Consider the following 19,854-nt stretch of genomic DNA (forward strand, 5'->3'; position numbering starts at 1 on the left):
TTCGCCGTCGTGGGCGGGTGGGGCGGACATCCCGGTGACGCACGAGGGGCCCGGAACCGCTCGGCGGTTCCGGGCCCCTCGGGGTGTGTGCCGGTTACTTGATCTGCGGCTTGCGGATCGAGAGGTGGAGCTCCTTCAGGCGGGACTCCTCGACCTCGCTCGGGGCGCCCATGAGGAGGTCCTGGGCGTTGCCGTTGAGCGGGAAGGCGATGGTCTCGCGGATGTTCGGCTCGTCCGCGAGGAGCATCACGATGCGGTCCACGCCCGGGGCGATGCCGCCGTGCGGCGGGGCGCCGAACTTGAACGCGCGGAGCATGCCGCCGAACTCGGCCTCGACGGTCTCCTTGTCGTAACCGGCGATCTCGAAGGCCTTGTACATGACCTCCGGCTCGTGGTTACGGATCGCGCCGGAGGACAGCTCGACGCCGTTGCAGACGATGTCGTACTGCCAGGCCAGGATGTCCAGCGGGTCCTTGGTCTCCAGCGCCTCCAGGCCGCCCTGCGGCATGGAGAAGGGGTTGTGGGAGAACTCGATCTTGCCGGTCTCCTCGTCCTTCTCGAACATCGGGAAGTCGACGATCCAGCAGAACCGGAAGACGCCCTCCTCGAAGTGGCCGGCGCGCTTGGCGGCCTCGACGCGGACCGCGCCCATGATCTTCGAGACCTCGTCGAACTCGCCCGCGCCGAAGAAGACGGCGTGGCCGGGGGCCAGGTCGAGCTTCTCCACCAGCGCCTTGACGTCGTCCTCGGTGAGGAACTTGGCGATCGGGCCGGTGAGGGCGTTCTCCTCGCCGACGCGGACCCAGGCCAGGCCCTTCGCGCCCTGCTCGACGGCGTACTCACCGAGCTGGTCGAAGAACTTGCGCGGCTGGTCGGCGGTGTCCGGCACGGCCAGCGCGCGGACGTGCTTGCCGGCGAACGCCTTGAAGCCCGAGCCCTCGAAGACGTCGGAGACGTCCACCAGCTCCAGCTTGGCGCGCAGGTCCGGCTTGTCGTTGCCGTACTTCAGCATCGACTCGCGGAACGGGATGCGCGGGAACGGCGAGGTGACCTCGCGGCCGCCGCCGAACTCGGTGAAGAGCTCGGTCATCAGCTTCTCGACGGGCTGGAAGACGTCCTCCTGCTCGACGAAGGACATCTCGATGTCGAGCTGGTAGAACTCGCCCGGCGAGCGGTCGGCGCGGGCGTCCTCGTCGCGGAAGCACGGCGCGATCTGGAAGTACCGGTCGAAGCCCGCGATCATCAGCAGCTGCTTGAACTGCTGCGGGGCCTGCGGCAGGGCGTAGAACTTGCCGGCGTGCAGGCGCGAGGGGACCAGGAAGTCGCGCGCGCCCTCGGGGGAGGTGGCGGACAGGATCGGCGTCGCCATCTCGTTGAAGCCGAGGGAGACCATCTTCTGCCGGATGGCGGAGATGACGGCCGTGCGCAGCATGATGTTGCGGTGCATGCGCTCGCGGCGGAGGTCGAGGAAGCGGTACTCCAGGCGCTTCTCCTCGTTGACCCCGTCCTCGGCGTTGATCGTGAAGGGGATCTGCTCGGCGGCGCCGAGCACCTCGACCGCGGAGACCTCGATCTCGATCTCGCCGGTGGGCAGGTCGGGGTTGACGTTGTCCGCGCCGCGGGCGCTGACCTTGCCGTCGATGCGGACCACGGTCTCCTTGGTCAGGGAGCCGAGTGCCTCGTTGGCGGGGGTGCCGGGGCGGGCGACGAGCTGCGTGATGCCGTAGTGGTCGCGCAGATCGATGAAGAGGATGCCGCCCAGGTCACGTCGATTGTGCAGCCAGCCGCTGAGGCGGACGTCGGTGTCGACGTCCGCGGCCCGGAGCTCGCCGCAGTTATGGGACCGGTACCGATGCATCGCTCATCCAAGTCGTCGCGAGTCGAGGTGGGGCAACGGGGACGGGAGGCCGGGTCGGCTCCCGGTCGGTACCCGATGATCACCCCAGGATTGGCATAACCGCTCCAGGTTACCGCTCCACCCCCGCCCTCCGGGTTGCCATATCCACGACAAAGCACCCGAGAGCTCCCCGGTGGAACACCATGGGACCAGGGTCACGTGCTTCTCACTGGTGGGCCTCCGTGAAACCCACATAAAGTGATGCAATGCGCACCAAGGACGTCCTGGCCGCCATCGGCACCGGCCTCTGGCACTGGGACCACGCAGTCGGCAAGGTGTCGCTGGACGCAGAGGCGGCCAGGCTGCTCGGCCTGCCCGAGGAGCCCGCCGACTTCAGTGAGGCCTTCATCCGCTCCCGCTTCCACGCCGTCGACTTCGCCGAGATCAACGGCGTCGTCCACCTCGCGCTGACCGAGGGCACCCTCGCCGAGGGCCGGCTCCGGGTCATGCGCGACGACGGCAAGGTGCTGCGCGTCATCCGCTGCCGGGCCCGCGTCACGCCGCTGGACAACAGCTACGAGCTGGTCGGCACCCTCCAGGAGGTCCCCGAGCCGCAGCCCGGTACGTCCGCGGCGCGCACCCCCGTCACCGGCGACTGGCGCCGCTCCCGCGAGGCGTTCCTGCTGGACGCGGGGCGCGCGCTGGCCGAGGCCCGGTCCACCGCCGAGGTGCTGCGGGTGGCGGCCGGGCTGTCCATGCCCGGCTTCATGCCCGACGGGCTCGCCGTCTTCGGCATCAAGGGCGACCGCATATCCGTGATCGGGCACCACGGGCACAAGCCCGGGGCCGAGCGCCCGTTCGCCGACATGCCGCTGGAGACCGAGTACCCGGCCGCCGAGGTGATACGGACCGGGCGGGCCATCTACCTGCCCACGCCGGACGAGTACCGCCGCCGGTTCCCCGCGACCTGGCCGATGGCCGAGCGCTTCGAGCGGCAGTCCTGGGCCTTCCTGCCGCTGATCAGCGCGGGGCGTACGGTCGGCGCCTGGATGGCCGCCTTCGCCCAGCGCGTCGCCTTCACCCCCGACGAGCGCTCCGTGCTCACCACCGTGGCCCGGATGCTCGCGCAGGCCCTGCACCGGGCCGGCGACCAGGAGTCGCAGCTGGAGCTGACGACGGGCCTGCAGCGCAGCATGATGCCGACGGTCCAGCCGGACATCCCCGGCATGGCGGTGGCCGCGCGGTACGTCCCCACCGGCGGTGGCCTGGAGGTCGGCGGCGACTGGTATGACATGATCACGCTGCCGTCCGGCCGGATCGCGCTGGTCATCGGGGACGTCCAGGGCCATGACGTACGGGCCGCCGGGCTCATGGGCCAGCTGCGGATCGCGCTGCGGGCCTACGCCTCCGAGGGCCACCACCCCGACGCCGTCCTCTCCCGCGCCTCCCGCTTCCTCTGCGGCCTGAACGACACCGAGGCCGAGGGGCTGGACCCGCGCTTCGCCACCTGCCTCTACATCGAGGTCGACCCGGCCACCGGGCTGCTGGACATCGCGCGGGCGGGCCATCCGGACCCGGCGATCCGGATGACCGACGGCACGATGCTGGTGCGGCCGACGGCGGGCGGCATCCCGCTGGGCATCGACCCGGACACCGACTACCCCACCACCCGGCTCGTCCTGGAGCCCGGCGAGACGATGCTGGTCTGCACGGACGGGCTCATCGAGACCGGCGGGCACGACCTGGAGAGCGGCTGGTCGCGGCTGCGGGACGTCATGGAGGGCCATGACGACCCGGAGGCCGGCGACTGGCTGGAGCAGCTCGCCGACGCCCTCGTCCAGGCCGTGCACGGGCCGTCCTCGCACCACACCACGGGGCCGCTGGCGGACCGCCGCGAGGACGACATCGCGATGCTGCTGCTGTGCCGGGAGGGCGGCAGCTGCGCCATCGGCACCGGCGGGCTGCAGCCCGGGCTGCCCGTCCGCCGTACCGTCCTGACCATCGCGCAGGCCGAGCCGGAGCGGATCGCCGAGGCCCGCGGCCAGATCCGGGACGTGCTGCACGACTGGGCCGACGAGGACCAGGTCGACTCGGCCGTCCTGATGGTCTCCGAGATGGTCACCAACGTCCTGCTGCACACCGACGGCGACGCCCTGCTGGTCGCCGAGATCTCCGGCATGCGGGGCGCCCGGCGGATCCGGGTGGACGTGGCCGACAGCAGCGACGAGCTGCCGCACCGCCGCCGCCCCGGCGAGCTGGCGTCCTCCGGGCGCGGCCTGGTCCTGATGGAGCTGCTGGCCGGCGCCTGGGGCGTGGACCCGCGCGGGGACGGCAAGTCCATCTGGTTCGAGCTGTACGAGGACGCGGGCGACGCCACCGCCGCCGTGCCGGACGCGGCTCAGGCCGGGGAGGCCCCCGGCGAGTCCCCGGGCGGCGGTCCCTCGCTGTCCGGCCCGTCGCTGTCCGAGCCGGCGGCGTAGTGCGCGTGCAGTTCTGACAGGATGCCCGTCGCGGCGGCCGTCAGCGGCACGGCCAGCAGCATCCCGAGGATGCCCGCGACGCTCGCGCCCGCGGTGATCGCCAGCAGCACCACGGCGGGGTGCATGTGGACGGTACGGCTCTGGATCATCGGCTGCAGGACGTGGCCCTCCAGGACCTGTACCGCCAGCACCACGCCCAGCGCCCACAGCGCGATCACGAACCCCCGGTCGGCCAGCGCCACCAGCACCGAGACGGCGCCGGAGATGAAGGCGCCGAGGTACGGGATGTACGCGCCGACGAAGACCAGCGCGCCCAGCCCGACCGCGCCCGGCACACCCAGGATCAGCAGGCCGACGGTGATGCACACGGCGTCGATCAGCGCGATGAGGGTGGTGCCGCGCATGAAGCCCTCCACGGCCTCGAAGCCGCGCCGCGCCATCCGCTCCAGCTGCGGCCCCGACCCGCCCGGCGCCCAGGAACGGAGCACGCCCACCGCCTTGTCGGCGTCCCGCAGGAAGAAGAACGTCAGCAGCAGCGCCAGCACGGCGGCGGCCACCGTCTGGCCGAGCAGGCTGATGCCGGAGAGCAGCCCGGTGGCGGCCCGGCCGCCGAACTTCTGCGCCAGCTGCTTCGCGTTCGCCGTCAGGTCGCCCAGCGAGGTGCCGGTGGCCCCCAGGTGCTTGGTCAGCTCTCTGGTCGCCTGCTGCACCGACGACACGATCTGGTCGCCGGTGTCGATCAGCGCCGCCACCACGATGTATCCGGCCCCGCCGACGACCACCAGCATGACGACGCAGGTCAGCCCGGAGGCCAGCGAGCGGTTCAGCCGCATGGCGACCAGCCGCCGGTAGACCGGGCCGAGCAGGGCGCTGCCCAGCAGGGCCAGCAGGACGGGCGTCACGGCCGCCTTCAGGTGCACGGTCAGCCAGACGGCGACCGCGACCACCGCGACGACCAGCAGCACCACTCCGCACCAGGCCGCGGCCCGGCGCGCACCGAGAGGAAGCAGAGCTTCCTGTTCATCCATCTTCGTCCGCTTCTGCACCGGACCAGTCCACCATGCGCGCCCCGGGGGCGCGGGGAACCGCGCGCCCGGCCGGACACATCCGGCACGCGGCCGACGGGGCGAGCCCCCGCGGCGGGCCGCCGGCCACCGGGCATGCCGACAGCACAAAGCCGCGCCCTGCGTTTCACGTGAAACGCAGGGCGCGGCCGAGGGTGGGTGGGATCAGCCGGCGGCGGCCGGAATCGTGCCCAGCCGTCCCGCCTGGAAGTCCTCGAAGGCCTGGGCCAGCTCCGCGTGGGTGTTCATCACGAACGGGCCGTAGTGCATCATCGGCTCGCGGATCGGCTGCCCGCCGAGGAGGACGACCTCGAAGTTCGGGCTGCGGGACTCCTGGGTGGCGTCCGCCTTGATGGTGAGCGAGTCACCGTTGCCGAAGACGACCGCCTGGCCCATCCGGAACGGACGGCCCTCGGGCCCCGCCGTGCCGCGCCCGGCCAGGCCGTACGCCAGCGCGTTGAAGTCCGACCGCCAGGGCAGCGTCAGCTCGGCGCCCGGGTTCAGCGACACGTGCATCATCGTGATCGGCGTGTGCGTGATGCCGGGACCCTGGTGGCCGTCGATGTCGCCCGCGATCAGCCGCAGCAGCGCACCGCCGTCGGACGAGGTCAGCAGCTTGACCTGGCCGCCGCCGATGTCCTGGTAGCGGGGAGCCATCATCTTGTCCTTCTTCGGCAGGTTCACCCACAGCTGGAGGCCGTGGAAGAGACCGCCGGACATCACCAGCGACTCCGGCGGCGCCTCGATGTGCAGCAGGCCGGAGCCCGCCGTCATCCACTGGGTGTCGCCGTCGTTGATGGTGCCGCCGCCCCCGTGCGAGTCCTGGTGCACGAAGGTGCCGTCGATCAGGTACGTGACCGTCTCGAAGCCGCGGTGCGGGTGCCAGGGCGTGCCCTTGGGCTCGCCGGGTGCGTACTCCACCTCGCCCATCTGGTCCATCATGATGAACGGGTCGAGGTGCTTGTAGTCGATGCCGGCGAAGGCGCGACGGACGGGAAAGCCCTCGCCCTCGAATCCGGTGGGCGCGGTCGATACGGCCAGCGCGGAGCGCTGCCGGGCGTCGGCAGGCGCCGCAACGCGCGGCAGGGTCAGCGGGTTCTCAACGGTCACTGCGGGCATGACGGCCTCCTCGGTCGTTCAACGCTCAATTTAGTTGAACACTGAACAACCTGCAAGCCGCACTTCATTCCCGCGACGTCCTCGCAGGTCAGAGCGGTAACAAAACCGGTGGGCCGGTCGCGTCAGAGGCGACCGGCCCACCAGGGGTCGGATCCGGGAGGGGTCCCCGGCGGAACGGGGCGTCAGCCGTACATGCGGCGCATCGCGAAGTCGACCATCTGCTCCACGGCCTTGGCGTCGAAGACCATGCGGTGCTCGCCCTCCATGTCGAGCACGAAGCCGTACCCGGTCGGCAGCAGGTCCAGCACCTCGGCGCCGGTGATCACGAAGTACTTCGACTCCTTGCCGGCGTACGCGCGCAGCTCCTTGAGCGAGGTGAACATCGGGATCACCGGCTGCTGGGTGTTGTGCAGCGCCAGGAAGCCCGGGTTGTCGCCCCGCGGGCAGTACACCTTGGAGTTCGAGAAGATCCCCTGGAAGTCCTCGGCCGACATCGAGCCGGTCGTGAAGGCACGCACCGCGTCGGCGAGGGAGGGCGGGGACGGCTCCGGGTACAGCGGCTGCCCGCCGTAACCGCCAGGAGCCTGCTGCGGCGGAGGCGGCGCAGCGCCGTAACCCTGCTGACCCGCGCCCACGTTCTGGTCGTAGCCGTACATAGCTGCAAAGCGTACTGAGTCACAGATGGGCCGTTAGGGGTTGCTTCTTATTACCGACGGGTAGCATCCTAGAAGCTACTACCTGGTATGCGTTTGAGGACCTCCTCACGAAGGATTACGGAGCCGTCGCCATGGGGCACTACAAGTCGAATCTCCGCGACATCGAGTTCAACCTCTTCGAGGTGCTCGGCCGCGACAGCGTGTACGGCACCGGCCCGTTCGCGGAGATGGACGTCGACACCGCCAAGAGCGTGCTGTCCGAGATCGCCCGGCTGGCCGAGAACGAGCTGGCCGCGTCGTTCGAGGACGCCGACCGGAACCCCCCGGTCTTCGACCCCGAGACCAACACCGCGCCGATTCCCGAGAGCTTCAAGAAGAGCTACCACGCGTACATGGACGCCGAGTGGTGGCGGCTGGGCATCCCGGAGGAGATCGGCGGCACCACGACGCCGCGCTCCCTGCTGTGGGCCTTCGCCGAGTCCATCCTGGGCTCCAACCCCGCCGTGTGGATGTACGCCTCCGGCCCGGCCTTCGCCGGCGTCCTCTTCGAGGAGGGCACGGAGCAGCAGAAGCACATCGCCAAGATCGCGACGGAGAAGGGCTGGGGCTCCACCATGGTGCTGACCGAGCCCGACGCGGGTTCGGACGTGGGCGCCGGCCGGACCAAGGCGATCAAGCAGGAGGACGGCTCCTGGCACATCGAGGGCGTGAAGCGCTTCATCACCTCCGGTGAGCACGACATGGCGGAGAACATCCTCCACTACGTGCTGGCCCGTCCCGAGGGTGCCGGTCCGGGCACCAAGGGCCTGTCGCTCTTCCTCGTGCCCAAGTACGAGTTCGACTTCGAGACCGGTGAGCTGGGCGCCCGCAACGGCGTCTACGCGACCAACGTCGAGCACAAGATGGGCCTCAAGGCGTCCAACACCTGCGAGATGACCTTCGGCGACAAGCACCCCGCCAAGGGCTGGCTCATCGGCGAGAAGCACGACGGCATCCGCCAGATGTTCCGGATCATCGAGTTCGCCCGGATGATGGTCGGCACGAAGGCCATCGCGACCCTGTCGACCGGCTACCTGAACGCGCTGGAGTACGCCAAGGAGCGCGTGCAGGGCCCCGACCTGGCCGCCTTCACCGACAAGACCGCGCCGCGCGTCACCATCACCCACCACCCCGACGTGCGCCGCTCGCTGATGACGCAGAAGGCGTACGCCGAGGGCATGCGCGCCCTGGTGCTCTACACGGCCACCGTGCAGGACGACATCCTGCTCAAGGAGACCGCGGGCGAGGACGCCTCCGCCGACCACGCGCTGAACGACCTGCTGCTGCCGATCGTGAAGGGCTACGGCTCGGAGAAGTCCTACGAGCAGCTGGCCCAGTCGCTGCAGACCTTCGGCGGCTCCGGCTACCTGCAGGAGTACCCGATCGAGCAGTACATCCGGGACTCCAAGATCGACACCCTCTACGAGGGCACCACCGCGATCCAGGGCCAGGACTTCTTCTTCCGGAAGATCGTCCGCAACCAGGGCGCGGCGCTCACCCGCCTCTCCGAGGAGATCAAGAAGTTCCTGGCCGAGGCGGCCGGCGGCGAGGAGCTGGAGGCCGCACGCGGCGAGCTGGCCAAGGCGGCCGGTGACCTGGAGGCCATCGTCGGCGCGATGCTGACCGACCTCGCGGCCACCGAGAACGACGTGAAGTCGATCTACAAGGTGGGGCTGAACACCACCCGCCTGCTGCTGGCCTCCGGTGACGTCGTCATCGGTTACCTGCTGCTCAAGGGCGCCGCCGTGGCCCAGGAGAAGCTGGCGACCGCGTCCACCAAGGACACCGCGTTCTACCAGGGCAAGATCGCCGCGGCGAAGTTCTTCGCGCACAACGTGCTGCCGGGCGTCTCCGTGCAGCGCGGTCTCGCCGAGTCCGTCGACCAGTCCCTGATGGAGCTGGACGAGGCGGCGTTCTGATCCGCCGCCGCTGAGGGGCGGTGCCCGTCCGCCCCTCCCGTGGCCCCGTCCGGTGCGTACCGGGCGGGGCCACGGGCGTTCGGCCGCGGTCCCCGTCCCGCTCCGGGCAGTTGCCGCCCCGTCACCGGCGTCACAGGGGCCCCACCGGCCACGCAGGCGCTGGATTCCACTCATCCGTACGGCGCACCACCCACCCGGTCCGACGCCTCCTTATGCTGAATCCATGAGCACATCTGTCCGCTTCGATCGCGGCCACACCGACGACCTGATGTCCTTCCTCGCCGCGAGCCCGTCGCCGTACCACGCGGTGGCGAACGCGGCCGCCCGGCTGGAGAAGGCCGGTTTCCGGCAGGTCGCCGAGACCGACGCCTGGGACGGCGAGACGGGCGGCAAGTACGTGCTCCGCGGGGGCGCGATCATCGCCTGGTACGTGCCCGAGGGGGCCACCCCCGCGACCCCCTTCCGCATCATCGGCGCGCACACCGACTCGCCCAACCTGCGGGTGAAGCCGATCCCGGACACCGGGGCGCGGGGCTGGCGGCAGATCGCTGTCGAGATCTACGGCGGCACGCTGCTGAACACCTGGCTCGACCGGGACCTCGGCCTCTCGGGCCGGCTGACGCTGCGGGACGGCAGCCACCGCCTGGTCAACGCCGACCGGCCGCTGCTGCGCGTACCGCAGCTGGCCGTCCACCTCGACCGCTCGGTCAACGCCGACGGCCTCAAGCTGGACAAGCAGCGGCACATGACGCCCATCTGGGGCCTGGGCGACGTCCAGGAGGGCTCGCTGATCTCCTTCATGGCGGAGGAGGCGGGGCTCGCCGCCGACGAGGTGCGCGGCTGGGACCTGATGGTGCACAGCGTCGAGCCGCCCGCCTACCTCGGCCGGGACCGGGAGCTGGTCGCCGGGCCCCGGATGGACAACCTCCTTTCCGTGCACGCAGGAACGGCCGCGCTCGCCGCAGCCGCCGCGCAGGAGGATCTGGCCTGCATCCCGGTGCTGGCCGCCTTCGACCACGAGGAGAACGGCAGCCAGTCCGACACCGGCGCCGACGGCCCGCTGCTGGGCACCGTCCTGGAGCGCTCGGTCTTCGCCCGGGGCGGCAGCTACGAGGACCGGGCCCGCGCCTTCGCCGGCACGGTCTGCCTGTCCTCCGACACCGGCCACGCCGTGCACCCGAACTACACCGAGCGGCACGAGCCGGGCCACCACCCGATGCCGAACGGCGGCCCGATCCTGAAGGTCAACGTCAACCAGCGGTACGCCACCGACGGCGGCGGCCGCGCGGTCTTCGCCGACGCCTGCGAGCGGGCCGGCGTGCCCTGGCAGTCCTTCGTCTCCAACAACTCCATGCCGTGCGGGACGACGATCGGCCCGATCACCGCGGCCCGGCACGGCATCACCACCGTGGACATCGGCGTCGCGATCCTGTCGATGCACTCGGCGCGCGAACTGTGCGGCGCCGAAGACCCGCACCTGCTCGCGGCCGCGCTGACGGCCTTTCTGGAGGGCTGAGTTGGAATTCTCCCTGCTCGGTCCGGTCGCGGTCACCACCGCAGCGGGTGAGCTCGCGCTCGGGCCCGCCAAGCGGCGCAGCGTGCTCGCGCTGCTGCTCCTGCGTCCCAACACCACCGTTCCGCTGGAGCAGTTGATCGACTCCCTGTGGGAGGACGAGCCGCCCGCGCACGCGCGCACGGTCGTGCAGGGACACGTCTCGCGGCTGCGCGCCACGCTCGCGGAGGCCGGTGCCGAGGCGTACGGCGTGGAGCTGGCCACGCACGGCTCCGCGTACCTGCTGCGCCTCCCCGAGGAACTGATCGACGCGCACCGCTTCGGTGAGCTGGTCTCGCTGGCCCGGCCGGAGACCGCCCCCGCCGACGCCGTGCCGCTGCTGCGCGAGGCGCTCGGGCTGTGGCGCGGACCGGCGCTGACCGGCACGGTCAGCAGCCCGCCGTTCGCCGCCGCCACGCACGCGCTGGACGAGCGGCGGCTGACGGCGGTGGAGGCGCTGGCCCGTGCGCACAGCGCGCTGGGCGAGCACGAGCAGGCCGCTTCGGTCCTCTACACCACCGCGGTGCAGCACCCGTTGCGGGAAGGGCTGGTCGCGGCCCTGATGCGGGCGCTGTTCCGTACCGGCCGCCAGTCGGACGCGCTGGACTGGTACCACCGCACCCGGCGGCTGCTCAGCGAGGAGCTGGGCGTGGACCCCGGCGCCCGGCTGCGGGGTGCCTACGAGGAGATCCTGCGGGCCGAGGAGGCGGCACCGGACACCGGGGCGCCCCGGGTGCCCGAGCAGGGGGGCGCGGCGGCGTCCGGGCGGCCGGAGGCGGCCGTTTCACGTGAAACCGGCACGGCGGAGCCCGGCGCGGACGGCGGCACGGGAGGCGCGCCCACCGGGCCGCCCCGGCTGCTGCCCCGCCCGCCGGCCCGTTTCCTCGGCCGCGAGGCGGCGATGGACCGGCTCACCTCGGCGCTCATCGACGACGCCGGCTCCGGCGGCGACAGCCCGCTGGCCGTCGTGACCGGGCCCGCAGGGGTCGGCAAGACGGCCTGCGCCGTGCAGTGGGCGCACCAGCACGCCGGGGACTTCCCCGACGGGCAGCTCTTCGCCGACCTGCGCGGTTTCGGCGAGGGCGACGCGCTCGAACCGGCCACCGTGCTGCGCTTCTTCCTGACCGCCCTGGGCACGCCGGAGCACGCCGTGCCGTCCTCCGCGACGGCCGCCTCGGCGCTCTTCCGCTCGCTGGTCGCCGACCGCCGGCTGCTGGTCGTACTGGACAACGCCAGCAGCTCGGCGCAGGTGCGCCCGCTGCTGCCGGGCGGGCCCGGCTGCGCCACGGTCGTCACCAGCCGCAGCAGGCTGGACGGCCTGGTGGCCACCGACTGCGCCCGGCCGGTCGGACTGCAGGTGTTCGGCGGCACCGAGGGCGTGGCGCTGCTGGGCGCGATGCTCGGCGCCGACCGGGTGGCCGAGGACCCGGAGGCCGCCCGTGAGCTGGTGGAACTGTGCGACGGGCTGCCGCTGGCGCTGCGTGCGGCGGTCGCCCAGCTGACCGCGCGGCCGCGCTGGCGGCTGGCCCGGCTGGCCGCCGCGCTGCGCGACGAGCGGCGCCGGCTGTCCCTGCTGTCGGCGGAGGACACCGGGATCGCCTCGGCGCTGCGGATGTCGGTGGCCCGGCTGTCGGCGGACGACGCACGGCTGCTGAGCGCGCTCGCGACCAGCGCGGACGGGCAGCTGAACGCCTCGGCCGCGGCCGCGCTGGCCGGTTCGGACCTGGAGCGCACGCAGGACGGGCTGGCCCGGCTGGCCGAGATGCACCTGGTCGACGAGGCCGCCACGGACGTCTACACGATCAGCACGCTGACCCAGCTCTTCGCGCGGGACGGTAACGGTGAGGCGGACGGTACGGGGGATGCCGGCTGAGGTGCCGCAACTCTCCTCGGACGTCGGCTGATTGACGCCCCCGCGGTCGGGTACCCGGTGCACGACCTGCCCGGTACCGCCGATCGAGAGGGAGGCGCACATCATGGGCATCGGCTGGTGCATCGGTCTGCTCGCCGTAGGAGGGATCCTGACCTTCGCGGTGGACTGGCACATGGCCGGGGTCAACCTCGATCTCGTGGGCCTGATCCTGATGGCGGTCGGCATCATCGGTATTGCCGCGTACGTCAGCATCTTCAAGCGGCGTCGCATGCAGCCGCCGCCGCCCGCCGCCCCGGTGATCGAGGAGACCCACCGGCACGGCTACGAGTGACGGGCCCACGGCCATGTGACCCCATGTGACACCCATTCCGCCTGACGGGGCGCCCGCGCAATGACGCGCGGGCGCCCCTCTTGCGTGCCCGGACCGGCCACCTCCGCCAGGGGCCTCCGTACGTCCCGTCACGTCCCGGCAGCGCCGTCCGGACGTCCCGTGCCCGCCGTGCCATGGCCGACGTCCCAGCAGGCCAGGGACGTCTCACGGGCGTCCCGGCGGGTGGGACGTCCCATGGGACGCGGCAGGCCCCGAAAGCCCCTTCCGCCCGCCCAATGATGGATCCCGTCGCCGAGGCCGACAGGGCGCCGCACCGGAAGCGCGGTGCCCAGGAGCCTCACAAACGAGGGGAATCCATCATGACCACACACGCCACCTTCCGCAGGACCGCGCTGCGCCGCGTCCTGCCCGCCGTCGCCGCCGCGGGCATCGGCATCGCCGGCATCACGGGATGCTCGGGCGGGGACGCCAAGGCCGCCACCGGCAGCAAGGGCACCGAGCAGACCACGGTGCAGACGCGGGACACCAAGGCCGACCTGAAGACGCAGGCGGGCACCGCCGCGGCCCTCAAGAAGACGGCGGCCGGCAGCACCTTCCCGACCTGGGGGACGCGCTGGGTCGTGCACGCCTCGCCGGACGCCGGCTCGCCGTCCGTCGGAATGATCAACAAGGACGCGCCGGGCCAGGACAAGATCACGGCGGACTACCAGGTCAACACGGGCAAGAAGGTCTGCGAGGGCAACGCCTGCTCGACCTACATGGCGCACATCACCGGCCCGGTGACCGGCTTCCTCAGCGTGATCGCGGTCGACATTCCGCAGGACTCGCTGCCGGGCGTGCCCGTGCAGGGCGGTCCGCCGCCGGCCCCGGCGCCCGGCGGCACCCGCGGCGAGGCGCTGCAGCGCGCGGCCACCTGGCTGACCGCCAACAACGGCGCGCAGGTGCCCTACAGCCAGGCGAAGACCTGGAAGGACGGCTACCGCCAGGACTGCTCCGGCTACGTCTCCATGGCGCTGAACCTGGGCGCGCCCGGCACCAACACCGTGGGGCTCACCAGCTCCCGGATCACCCGGCCGATCTCCGTGGGCGAGCTGAAGCCCGGCGACCTGCTCATCGACGCGGCCGGTGACAACAACACCCGGCACGTCGTGATGTTCGAGAAGTGGGACAATCCCGCACACACCTCGTACACCGCCTACGAGCAGCGCGGCGGCCACGGCACCGACCACCGGTCCCTCACCTACGGGCTCAACGGCGGGGAGTTCAAGCCCTACCGGCCCGTGAAGTTCACGGACTGATCCGGGCGCTTTCCGGATTCTGTAACGAGAGGCACTTCCGCCGCAGGGGAGCGGAAGTGCCTCTCGCGGTACGTGCCGCCGCTGTGCTGAAATGCCGTCCGTGCATGGGAATCCGAACCGCGCCACGAACCCTCGCCGCAAGCCGCTCGCCCCCTTGCCCGATCAACTCGACGGACCCGTACGCGACTTCGTGTCCGGGCTGCGCCACATGCACGGCGAGCTGGGACTCAGCCTGAAGGACCTCGAAGCCCGGCTGCCCGCCAGCAGATCGTCCCTCTCCCGCTACCTGCGCGGGCAGAGCCTGCCCGACGAACGGCTGCTGGTGCAGTGGTGCAAGCTCTCCTTCACCGGCGAGGACCGGCTGCCCGAGCTGGTGCGGCTGCTGCACCTCGCCAACGAGGCCGCAGCAGGAGGAAGTTCGGATGAGACCGCGGGCGGTTCGGAGCGCACGGAGGTGCTCGGCGGCGCAGCGGGACGGCCGCCGAAGTCCTCACGCACGAAGTGGGCCCTCACGGCCGCGGGCACCGTCCTCGTCCTCGGCGCTGCCACCGCCGTCGTGGTCGGCCTCACCGGCGACGGGCCGCCCAATTCCCCGGCGGGGACGGGTGTTTCACGTGAAACCGGCCCGGCCGCGAAGAACGGAAAGACCGAGCGGATCACCGTCCACAATGTCGAGAAGGCGTGCCAGCACAGCCACCGCCGGGAGTGCGCCCTCGGCCTGGCCCTGGACCCGTACGTGCCCTACCGGCCGTCCAACATCGGCGGCCGGGTCTGGCACGGCGACCGGCTGACCGCGCAGTGCCGGATCGCCAATGGCGTCACCGTCACCGACGAGGCCGGCGGGCACAACAGCATCTGGTACAAGGTCCGGCTGCACGACAAGGACCTGTGGTTCCCGGGCATCCGGATCGAGCCCGACCAGCTGCAGTACTCCACGCTCCGCAACTGCCCGGACTGATCCGCCTCCCCGCAGGGCTTACGCCTCGCTGTCCAGCCCCGCCAGCACCAGGCCCAGCCGGGCCGTGCCGTCCGCGGTGACCGTCACCGGCACGCCCCAGTCCTGCTGGTGCACATGGCAGGCCGGGTACTCGATGTCCGGGGCGTCGTCGCAGGACGCGGCCATCGCCGAGACGTGCAGCACACCCTCGGTCACCCCGTCCGCCAGGACCAGATCACGGCTGAGGTCCGTACCGGCACCGTCTCCCTCGGCCAGCAGCTCCGGCGGGGTCGAGCTGACCAGCAGCCGGGTGGAGGGGCCGTACCGGGTGTCCAGCTTCTGCCCGGCCGGCGCCTGGAAGACCACGTCCAGCCGGAGCCGGCCCGGGGCCACCTCGGTCGCGGCGCGCTGGGTGCGGTGCGCGACCGACTCGACCCGTACCGCCTCCTCGGGCAGCCGCAGCCGGGTCAGCCGGTGCCGCGCGGACTCCACGACGACGATGTCGTCGCCGACGAGCACCGCGTCCGACGGCTCCCGCAGATCGGTGGCGAGCGTGGTGACCTCGCCGGTCGCGGGGTCGAAGCGGCGCAGCGCGTGGTTGTAGGTGTCGGAGACCGCGACCGAGCCGTCCGGCAGCGCGGTGACGCCCAGCGGGTGCTGGAAGAGCGCCTGACCGGCGGCGCCGTCGCGGTGCCCGAAGTCGAAGAGGCCGGTGCCCACGGCCGTGTGCACCACGCCCTCGCGGTCGATCCAGCGGACCGCGCTGGTCTCGGAGTCGGCGATCCACAGCCGGTCCTCGGTGGCGGCCAGGCCCGAAGGCTGCGCGAACCATGCCTCGGCGGCCGGCCCGTCCACCAGGCCCTCGTTGGTCGTGCCCGCGGCGGCCCGTACGGTCCCGGCCTCCGGGTCGTACGTCCACAGCTGGTGCACGCCGGCCATGGCGATCCACACCTGCCCGTCGAAGTACGCCACGTCCCACGGCGAGGAGAGGTCCACCTCACGGGCCGGGCCCTCGGTGGGCGAGCCCTGCCACCACTGCTTGCCGGTGCCGGCGACGGTGCTGACCTCGCCGCTCTCCGGGTCGAAGACGCGCAGCGCGTGGTTCACGGTGTCGGCGACGATCACCTTGTCTCCCCCAGACCTCGTCCGGGAGGTGCCCCCAGGCAGCAGCGCGAGGCCCTGCGGCTCGCTGAAGGCGGCCCGGTCGGCGGGGCCGTCGGCCAGGCCGCGCTCACCGGTGCCGATCCGGCGCAGCACGGTCTCGCCGTCCCCGTCCAGCTCGACGAGCTGGTGCCGGGTGGTGTCGGAGACCAGGAAAGTGCCCCCGGGCAGCTGAAGCGCCTTGCCGGGGAAGCGCAGGTCGGTGGCGACCGGCTCCGGCGGCACGTACGGGCCGTCGCCGCGGCGCAGCGTGCCCTTCGCCCCGTGCTCGGCCTCCAGCTCCTCGACCAGCTTCTCGATGGCGTGCGCGTGGCCCTCACCGGCGTGCTGGGCGACGACGTACCCCTCGGGGTCGATCACGACCAGCGTCGGCCAGGCGCGTACGGCGTACTGCTTCCAGGTGGCCAGCTCGGGGTCGTCCAGCACGGGGTGCTCGACCTCGTACCGCTCGACGGCGTCGACGACCGCCTGGTGCTCGGCCTCGTGCACGAACTTCGGGGAGTGCACGCCGATGATCACGACGGTGTCGCGGTGGCGCTCCTCCAGCTCCCGCAGCTCGTCCAGGACGTGCAGGCAGTTCACACAGCAGAACGTCCAGAAATCCAGGACGACAATGCGTCCCCGCAGGTCGGAGAGGGTCAGATCCTTGTCGCCGGTGTTGAGCCAGCCGCCCTTGCCGATCAGCTCGGGGGCCCGGACGCGCGCACGTGAAGCCATGTGCACATTCAACGTCACCCACCCCGTCCCGCATTCCGGCGGGGTACGGGCGCCCCGGGACCGGAGCGCCCGCACGGTCCGCCGTCAGCCCTTGACGACCCCGACCACCTTCCCGTCGACCACGCACAGGTGCGCGTGGGTGACCACGTCCTCCACCACGTGGCCCTTGGCATCGGCACAGGCCTTCGCGGTCAGCTCGGGTGCGGGGGCGGCCTGGGCGCTGCTCGCCGTGGCGAGGGCGCAGGCTCCGGCGAGGGCCGGGCCGGCGAGCGCGAGAGCGAGGGTCCGTCGAATGCGCATGAGGTCTCCTGTCGAAAATGTGCGCGGATCTTGACCTCATGAGCGATACCCGCGGGCGGGCCGTACGCGTCCCTGTGTCCCTCAACCGGCCCAGCCCAAGTTCATGCCCGGGCGGCAGCGCATTCCGGCGGGTTCGGGGAAGACCTCACACCATGAGATACCTGGTACGCGACCGGATCTTCGGCATCGGCGAGGACTACTGGATCGAGGACGAGACGGGGCGGAACGTCTACCTCGTCGACGGCAAGGCGCTCCGGCTCCGGGAGACCTTCGAGATCAAGGACCGCGAGGGCCGGGTTCTGATCACGCTGCACAAGAAAGTGCTGAGCCTGCGGGACGCGATGACGATCGAGCGGGACGGCGAGCCGCTCGCGACCATCCGCCGCAAGCGGCTGTCGCTGCTGCGCAACCACTACCGCGTGGAGCTGGTGGACGGCACGGAGCTGGACGTCAGCGGCAAGATCCTGGACCGGGAGTTCGCGGTCGAGTACGACGGCGAACTGCTGGCGGAGATCTCCCGGCGCTGGCTGACCGTGCGCGACACCTACGCGGTCAACGTCGTACGGGAGGACGCCGACGCCGCGCTGCTGATCGCGGTGGCAGTGTGCGTGATCCGGCTGGCGGAGCGGGAGCGCGAGGACTGAGGCCCGGCGGCCGGCCGCCGGTGCCGTCGCCCCGGCCGGGGTACGGCGCCGCGGCGCCGTACCGTCACGGCTTCGGCAGCCCCAGCACCCGATCCCGCAGCACGGGGAAGACGTGCCGGGTCTTCCCGACCAGCTCCGGGTCCAGCTCGGCGCCGATGATCTCCTCGCCGGTGCCCGCCTCGGCGAGCACCTCGCCCCACGGGTCGACGATCACGCTGTGCCCGGCCTGCTCGACGCCGGCGTGGCTGCCGCCCGTGCCGCAGGCGAGCATGTACGTCTGGTTCTCCACCGCGCGGGCCCTGGCCAGCAGGGACCAGTGCGCGCGGCGCCGCGCCGGCCAGCCGGCCGGGATCACCAGGGTCTGCGCGCCCGCGTCCACCAGCTGCCGGAACAGCTCGGGGAACCGCAGGTCGTAGCAGGTGGCCAGGCCGAGCGTGGTGTCCGGCAGCGGGACCGTCACCGGCTCGGTGCCTGCGCCCAGCAGCGTCGCCTCGCCCTTGTCGAAGCCGAAGCGGTGGATCTTGCGGTACTGCGCGGTGCGCTCCCCGTCGGGGGAGTAGACGAGCGAGGTGTTGTACAGCGTGCCGTCCGGCGCGCGCTCGATGACCGACCCGGCGTGCAGCCAGACGCCCGCGTCCCGCGCCGCCGCGGACATCGCCCGGTGCGTCGGGCCTTCCAGTTCCTCGGCGACCGCCTCGAACTCCTCGAAGGCGAAGGCGCCCACCGGCCACAGTTCGGGCAGGACCACGAGATCAGCGGCCGACTGCGAGCGGACGAGCGAAGCCACGCGCTCCCGGCGGGAATTGACCGGTTCCTGTTGGTCCACACCGACTTGGATCAGTGAAGCGCGCACAGTACCACCGCCTGGTCTTCCGAGCCCGGTCCGCCGTCAAAAAATGCCTACGATGGTCACCCGAAAGCACTGCCGGGGTGCCCGTGCGCAGCGTAACTTAACTGCACAGACAGCAGCCCGCGTACGAACCGTCCGAGGGGTCCCGTGACCGTCCACCCAGTCCTCCAGCCCTCCATCGACGCCTGGACGCACTCCATCGAAGCGATATCCGAGCTGGTGACGCCACTCGTGGAAGGGGAGTGGAATCGCGCCACCGAATGCCCCGGCTGGTCGGTGCGGGACGTCGTGTCCCACCTCATCGGCCTGGACTGCGAGGCGCTGGGCGACCCCCGCCCCATCCATGCGCTGCCGCGCGATCTCTACCACGTCCGCAGCGAGTTCGCGCGGTACATGGAAATGCAGGTCGACGTCCGCCGGCACCACACGGGCCCCGAGATGACGGCCGAGCTGGAGTACACGATCATCCGCCGCGCCCGGCAGCTGCGCAACGAGACCCGCGCGCCGGACACGATCGTCCGCGGCCCGCAGGGCAAGGAGCAGACGCTCGAACACGCGCTGACGGTACGGGCCTTCGACACCTGGGTGCACGAGCAGGACATCCGCCGGGCGCTGGGACAGCCCGGCAACCTCGACTCCCCCGGTGCCCACCTCACCCGCGACTTCCTGATACCTGCGCTGGGCAAGGTCGTCGCCGAGGGCGCGGGCGCGCCGGCCGGCTCGGCCGTGGTGATCGACGTGACCGGCCCGGTGGAGTTCATGCGGACGGTACGGGTCGACGCGGAGGGCCGCGGCTCGGTGGACGGCAGCGTCTCGCTGGGCCCGGCCGTGACGCTCACGACCGACTGGGAGACGTACGTCCGGCTGGCCTGCGGCCGGGTGCGGCCCGCCGCGGTCGCCGACCGGATCAAGACCGAAGGCGACGAGGCGCTGGCCGCCGCCGTGCTGGACCACTTCGCGGTGACGCCGTAGGGCGGGTGACGCCGGAGGCTGCGCAGGGGTGACGAGAAGCGGCAGGGCCCGCCGCCGTGGACACGGCGGCGGGCCCTCGTACGTGCGGGAGGCGTGCGCTCAGGC

General features: G+C 71.8%; 16 protein-coding genes. 9 read left to right on the forward strand and 7 right to left on the reverse strand.

The genetic code is table 11. From position 1 onward, the window contains the following. Positions 1–94 precede the first annotated feature (94 nt). Positions 95–1,858, reverse strand: a complete 1,764-nt coding sequence (aspS, locus tag C3486_RS06465) for an aspartate--tRNA ligase (protein WP_103831610.1) — start codon at positions 1,856–1,858, stop codon at positions 95–97. 245 nt (positions 1,859–2,103) lie between these two features. Here aspS and C3486_RS06470 point away from each other — a divergent pair, with 245 nt between their 5' ends. Beyond that, on the forward strand, positions 2,104–4,317 hold the full coding sequence (locus C3486_RS06470) for a SpoIIE family protein phosphatase (RefSeq protein ID WP_103831611.1): 2,214 nt from the start codon (positions 2,104–2,106) through the stop codon (positions 4,315–4,317). Here the strand turns inward: C3486_RS06470 and C3486_RS06475 are convergent. The 3 genes from C3486_RS06475 to C3486_RS06485 all read right to left on the reverse strand — a co-directional run bounded on the left by C3486_RS06475 (position 4,236) and on the right by C3486_RS06485 (position 7,156). Beyond that, complete coding sequence (locus C3486_RS06475; protein ID WP_103831663.1) at positions 4,236–5,345, reverse strand: AI-2E family transporter; 1,110 nt, start codon at positions 5,343–5,345, stop codon at positions 4,236–4,238. The genes C3486_RS06470 and C3486_RS06475 overlap by 82 nt on opposite strands. 201 nt (positions 5,346–5,546) lie before the next feature. Then, a complete protein-coding gene (locus C3486_RS06480; RefSeq protein ID WP_103831612.1) occupies positions 5,547–6,500 on the reverse strand; it encodes a pirin family protein in 954 nt (317 codons plus the stop codon). A 182-nt stretch (positions 6,501–6,682) separates the two neighbouring features. Further along, on the reverse strand, positions 6,683–7,156 hold the full coding sequence (locus tag C3486_RS06485; RefSeq protein WP_103831613.1) for an SseB family protein: 474 nt from the start codon (positions 7,154–7,156) through the stop codon (positions 6,683–6,685). Between the two features lie 131 nt (positions 7,157–7,287). Here C3486_RS06485 and C3486_RS06490 point away from each other — a divergent pair, with 131 nt between their 5' ends. The 6 genes from C3486_RS06490 (at position 7,288) to C3486_RS06515 (ending at position 15,126) form a co-directional block, all read left to right on the forward strand. Further along, positions 7,288–9,114, forward strand: coding sequence for an acyl-CoA dehydrogenase (locus C3486_RS06490; RefSeq protein ID WP_103831614.1), 1,827 nt, complete (start codon positions 7,288–7,290; stop codon positions 9,112–9,114). 223 nt (positions 9,115–9,337) lie between these two features. Continuing rightward, positions 9,338–10,630, forward strand: coding sequence for a M18 family aminopeptidase (locus tag C3486_RS06495; RefSeq protein ID WP_103831615.1), 1,293 nt, complete (start codon positions 9,338–9,340; stop codon positions 10,628–10,630). Between the two features lies 1 nt (position 10,631). Beyond that, positions 10,632–12,539 carry a BTAD domain-containing putative transcriptional regulator gene (locus tag C3486_RS06500; protein WP_103831616.1) on the forward strand — a complete coding sequence of 636 codons (1,908 nt, stop codon included), beginning with the start codon at positions 10,632–10,634 and terminating at the stop codon, positions 12,537–12,539. A gap of 103 nt (positions 12,540–12,642) precedes the next feature. Beyond that, a complete protein-coding gene (locus C3486_RS06505; RefSeq protein WP_052866301.1) occupies positions 12,643–12,870 on the forward strand; it encodes a DUF6458 family protein in 228 nt (75 codons plus the stop codon). A gap of 359 nt (positions 12,871–13,229) precedes the next feature. Beyond that, on the forward strand, positions 13,230–14,168 hold the full coding sequence (locus C3486_RS06510) for a hypothetical protein (RefSeq protein WP_103831617.1): 939 nt from the start codon (positions 13,230–13,232) through the stop codon (positions 14,166–14,168). A gap of 154 nt (positions 14,169–14,322) precedes the next feature. Further along, entirely contained in the window at positions 14,323–15,126 is an 804-nt protein-coding gene (locus tag C3486_RS06515; RefSeq protein ID WP_258052637.1) for a helix-turn-helix transcriptional regulator, read from the forward strand. An 18-nt stretch (positions 15,127–15,144) separates the two neighbouring features. Here the strand turns inward: C3486_RS06515 and C3486_RS06520 are convergent, their stop codons facing one another. After that, on the reverse strand, positions 15,145–16,983 hold the full coding sequence (locus C3486_RS06520) for an NHL domain-containing thioredoxin family protein (protein ID WP_103831619.1): 1,839 nt from the start codon (positions 16,981–16,983) through the stop codon (positions 15,145–15,147). Positions 16,984–17,067: 84 nt separating this feature from the next. Further along, positions 17,068–17,283 (reverse strand): hypothetical protein, encoded by a 216-nt coding sequence (locus C3486_RS06525; protein WP_103831620.1) that lies wholly within the window; start codon positions 17,281–17,283, stop codon positions 17,068–17,070. A 152-nt stretch (positions 17,284–17,435) separates the two neighbouring features. Between C3486_RS06525 and C3486_RS06530 the strand changes: the two genes are divergently transcribed. Further along, positions 17,436–17,927, forward strand: a complete 492-nt coding sequence (locus C3486_RS06530; RefSeq protein ID WP_103831621.1) for an LURP-one-related/scramblase family protein — start codon at positions 17,436–17,438, stop codon at positions 17,925–17,927. 64 nt (positions 17,928–17,991) lie between these two features. Here the strand turns inward: C3486_RS06530 and C3486_RS06535 are convergent, their stop codons facing one another. After that, on the reverse strand, positions 17,992–18,780 hold the full coding sequence (locus C3486_RS06535; protein ID WP_103831622.1) for a carbon-nitrogen family hydrolase: 789 nt from the start codon (positions 18,778–18,780) through the stop codon (positions 17,992–17,994). Between the two features lie 144 nt (positions 18,781–18,924). On the opposite strand from C3486_RS06535, the gene C3486_RS06540 reads away from it, so the two are divergent. Continuing rightward, positions 18,925–19,749, forward strand: coding sequence for a maleylpyruvate isomerase family mycothiol-dependent enzyme (locus C3486_RS06540; protein ID WP_103831623.1), 825 nt, complete (start codon positions 18,925–18,927; stop codon positions 19,747–19,749). The last annotated feature ends 105 nt before the right edge of the window (positions 19,750–19,854 follow it).

Origin of the sequence: Streptomyces sp. Ru73 (assembly GCF_002920575.1) — a bacterium.
In the GTDB taxonomy this organism is placed as follows: Bacteria; Actinomycetota; Actinomycetes; order Streptomycetales; family Streptomycetaceae; genus Streptomyces.

What these genes read in the sequence shown, in the direction of transcription:
- aspS (WP_103831610.1), bottom strand. Translation starts at nt 1,858, where the DNA reads ATGCATCGGTACCGGTCCCATAACTGCGGCGAGCTCCGGGCCGCGGAC.
- C3486_RS06470 (WP_103831611.1), top strand. Translation starts at nt 2,104, where the DNA reads ATGCGCACCAAGGACGTCCTGGCCGCCATCGGCACCGGCCTCTGGCAC.
- C3486_RS06475 (WP_103831663.1), bottom strand. Translation starts at nt 5,345, where the DNA reads ATGGATGAACAGGAAGCTCTGCTTCCTCTCGGTGCGCGCCGGGCCGCG.
- C3486_RS06480 (WP_103831612.1), bottom strand. Translation starts at nt 6,500, where the DNA reads ATGCCCGCAGTGACCGTTGAGAACCCGCTGACCCTGCCGCGCGTTGCG.
- C3486_RS06485 (WP_103831613.1), bottom strand. Translation starts at nt 7,156, where the DNA reads ATGTACGGCTACGACCAGAACGTGGGCGCGGGTCAGCAGGGTTACGGC.
- C3486_RS06490 (WP_103831614.1), top strand. Translation starts at nt 7,288, where the DNA reads ATGGGGCACTACAAGTCGAATCTCCGCGACATCGAGTTCAACCTCTTC.
- C3486_RS06495 (WP_103831615.1), top strand. Translation starts at nt 9,338, where the DNA reads ATGAGCACATCTGTCCGCTTCGATCGCGGCCACACCGACGACCTGATG.
- C3486_RS06505 (WP_052866301.1), top strand. Translation starts at nt 12,643, where the DNA reads ATGGGCATCGGCTGGTGCATCGGTCTGCTCGCCGTAGGAGGGATCCTG.
- C3486_RS06510 (WP_103831617.1), top strand. Translation starts at nt 13,230, where the DNA reads ATGACCACACACGCCACCTTCCGCAGGACCGCGCTGCGCCGCGTCCTG.
- C3486_RS06520 (WP_103831619.1), bottom strand. Translation starts at nt 16,983, where the DNA reads ATGGCTTCACGTGCGCGCGTCCGGGCCCCCGAGCTGATCGGCAAGGGC.
- C3486_RS06525 (WP_103831620.1), bottom strand. Translation starts at nt 17,283, where the DNA reads ATGCGCATTCGACGGACCCTCGCTCTCGCGCTCGCCGGCCCGGCCCTC.
- C3486_RS06530 (WP_103831621.1), top strand. Translation starts at nt 17,436, where the DNA reads ATGAGATACCTGGTACGCGACCGGATCTTCGGCATCGGCGAGGACTAC.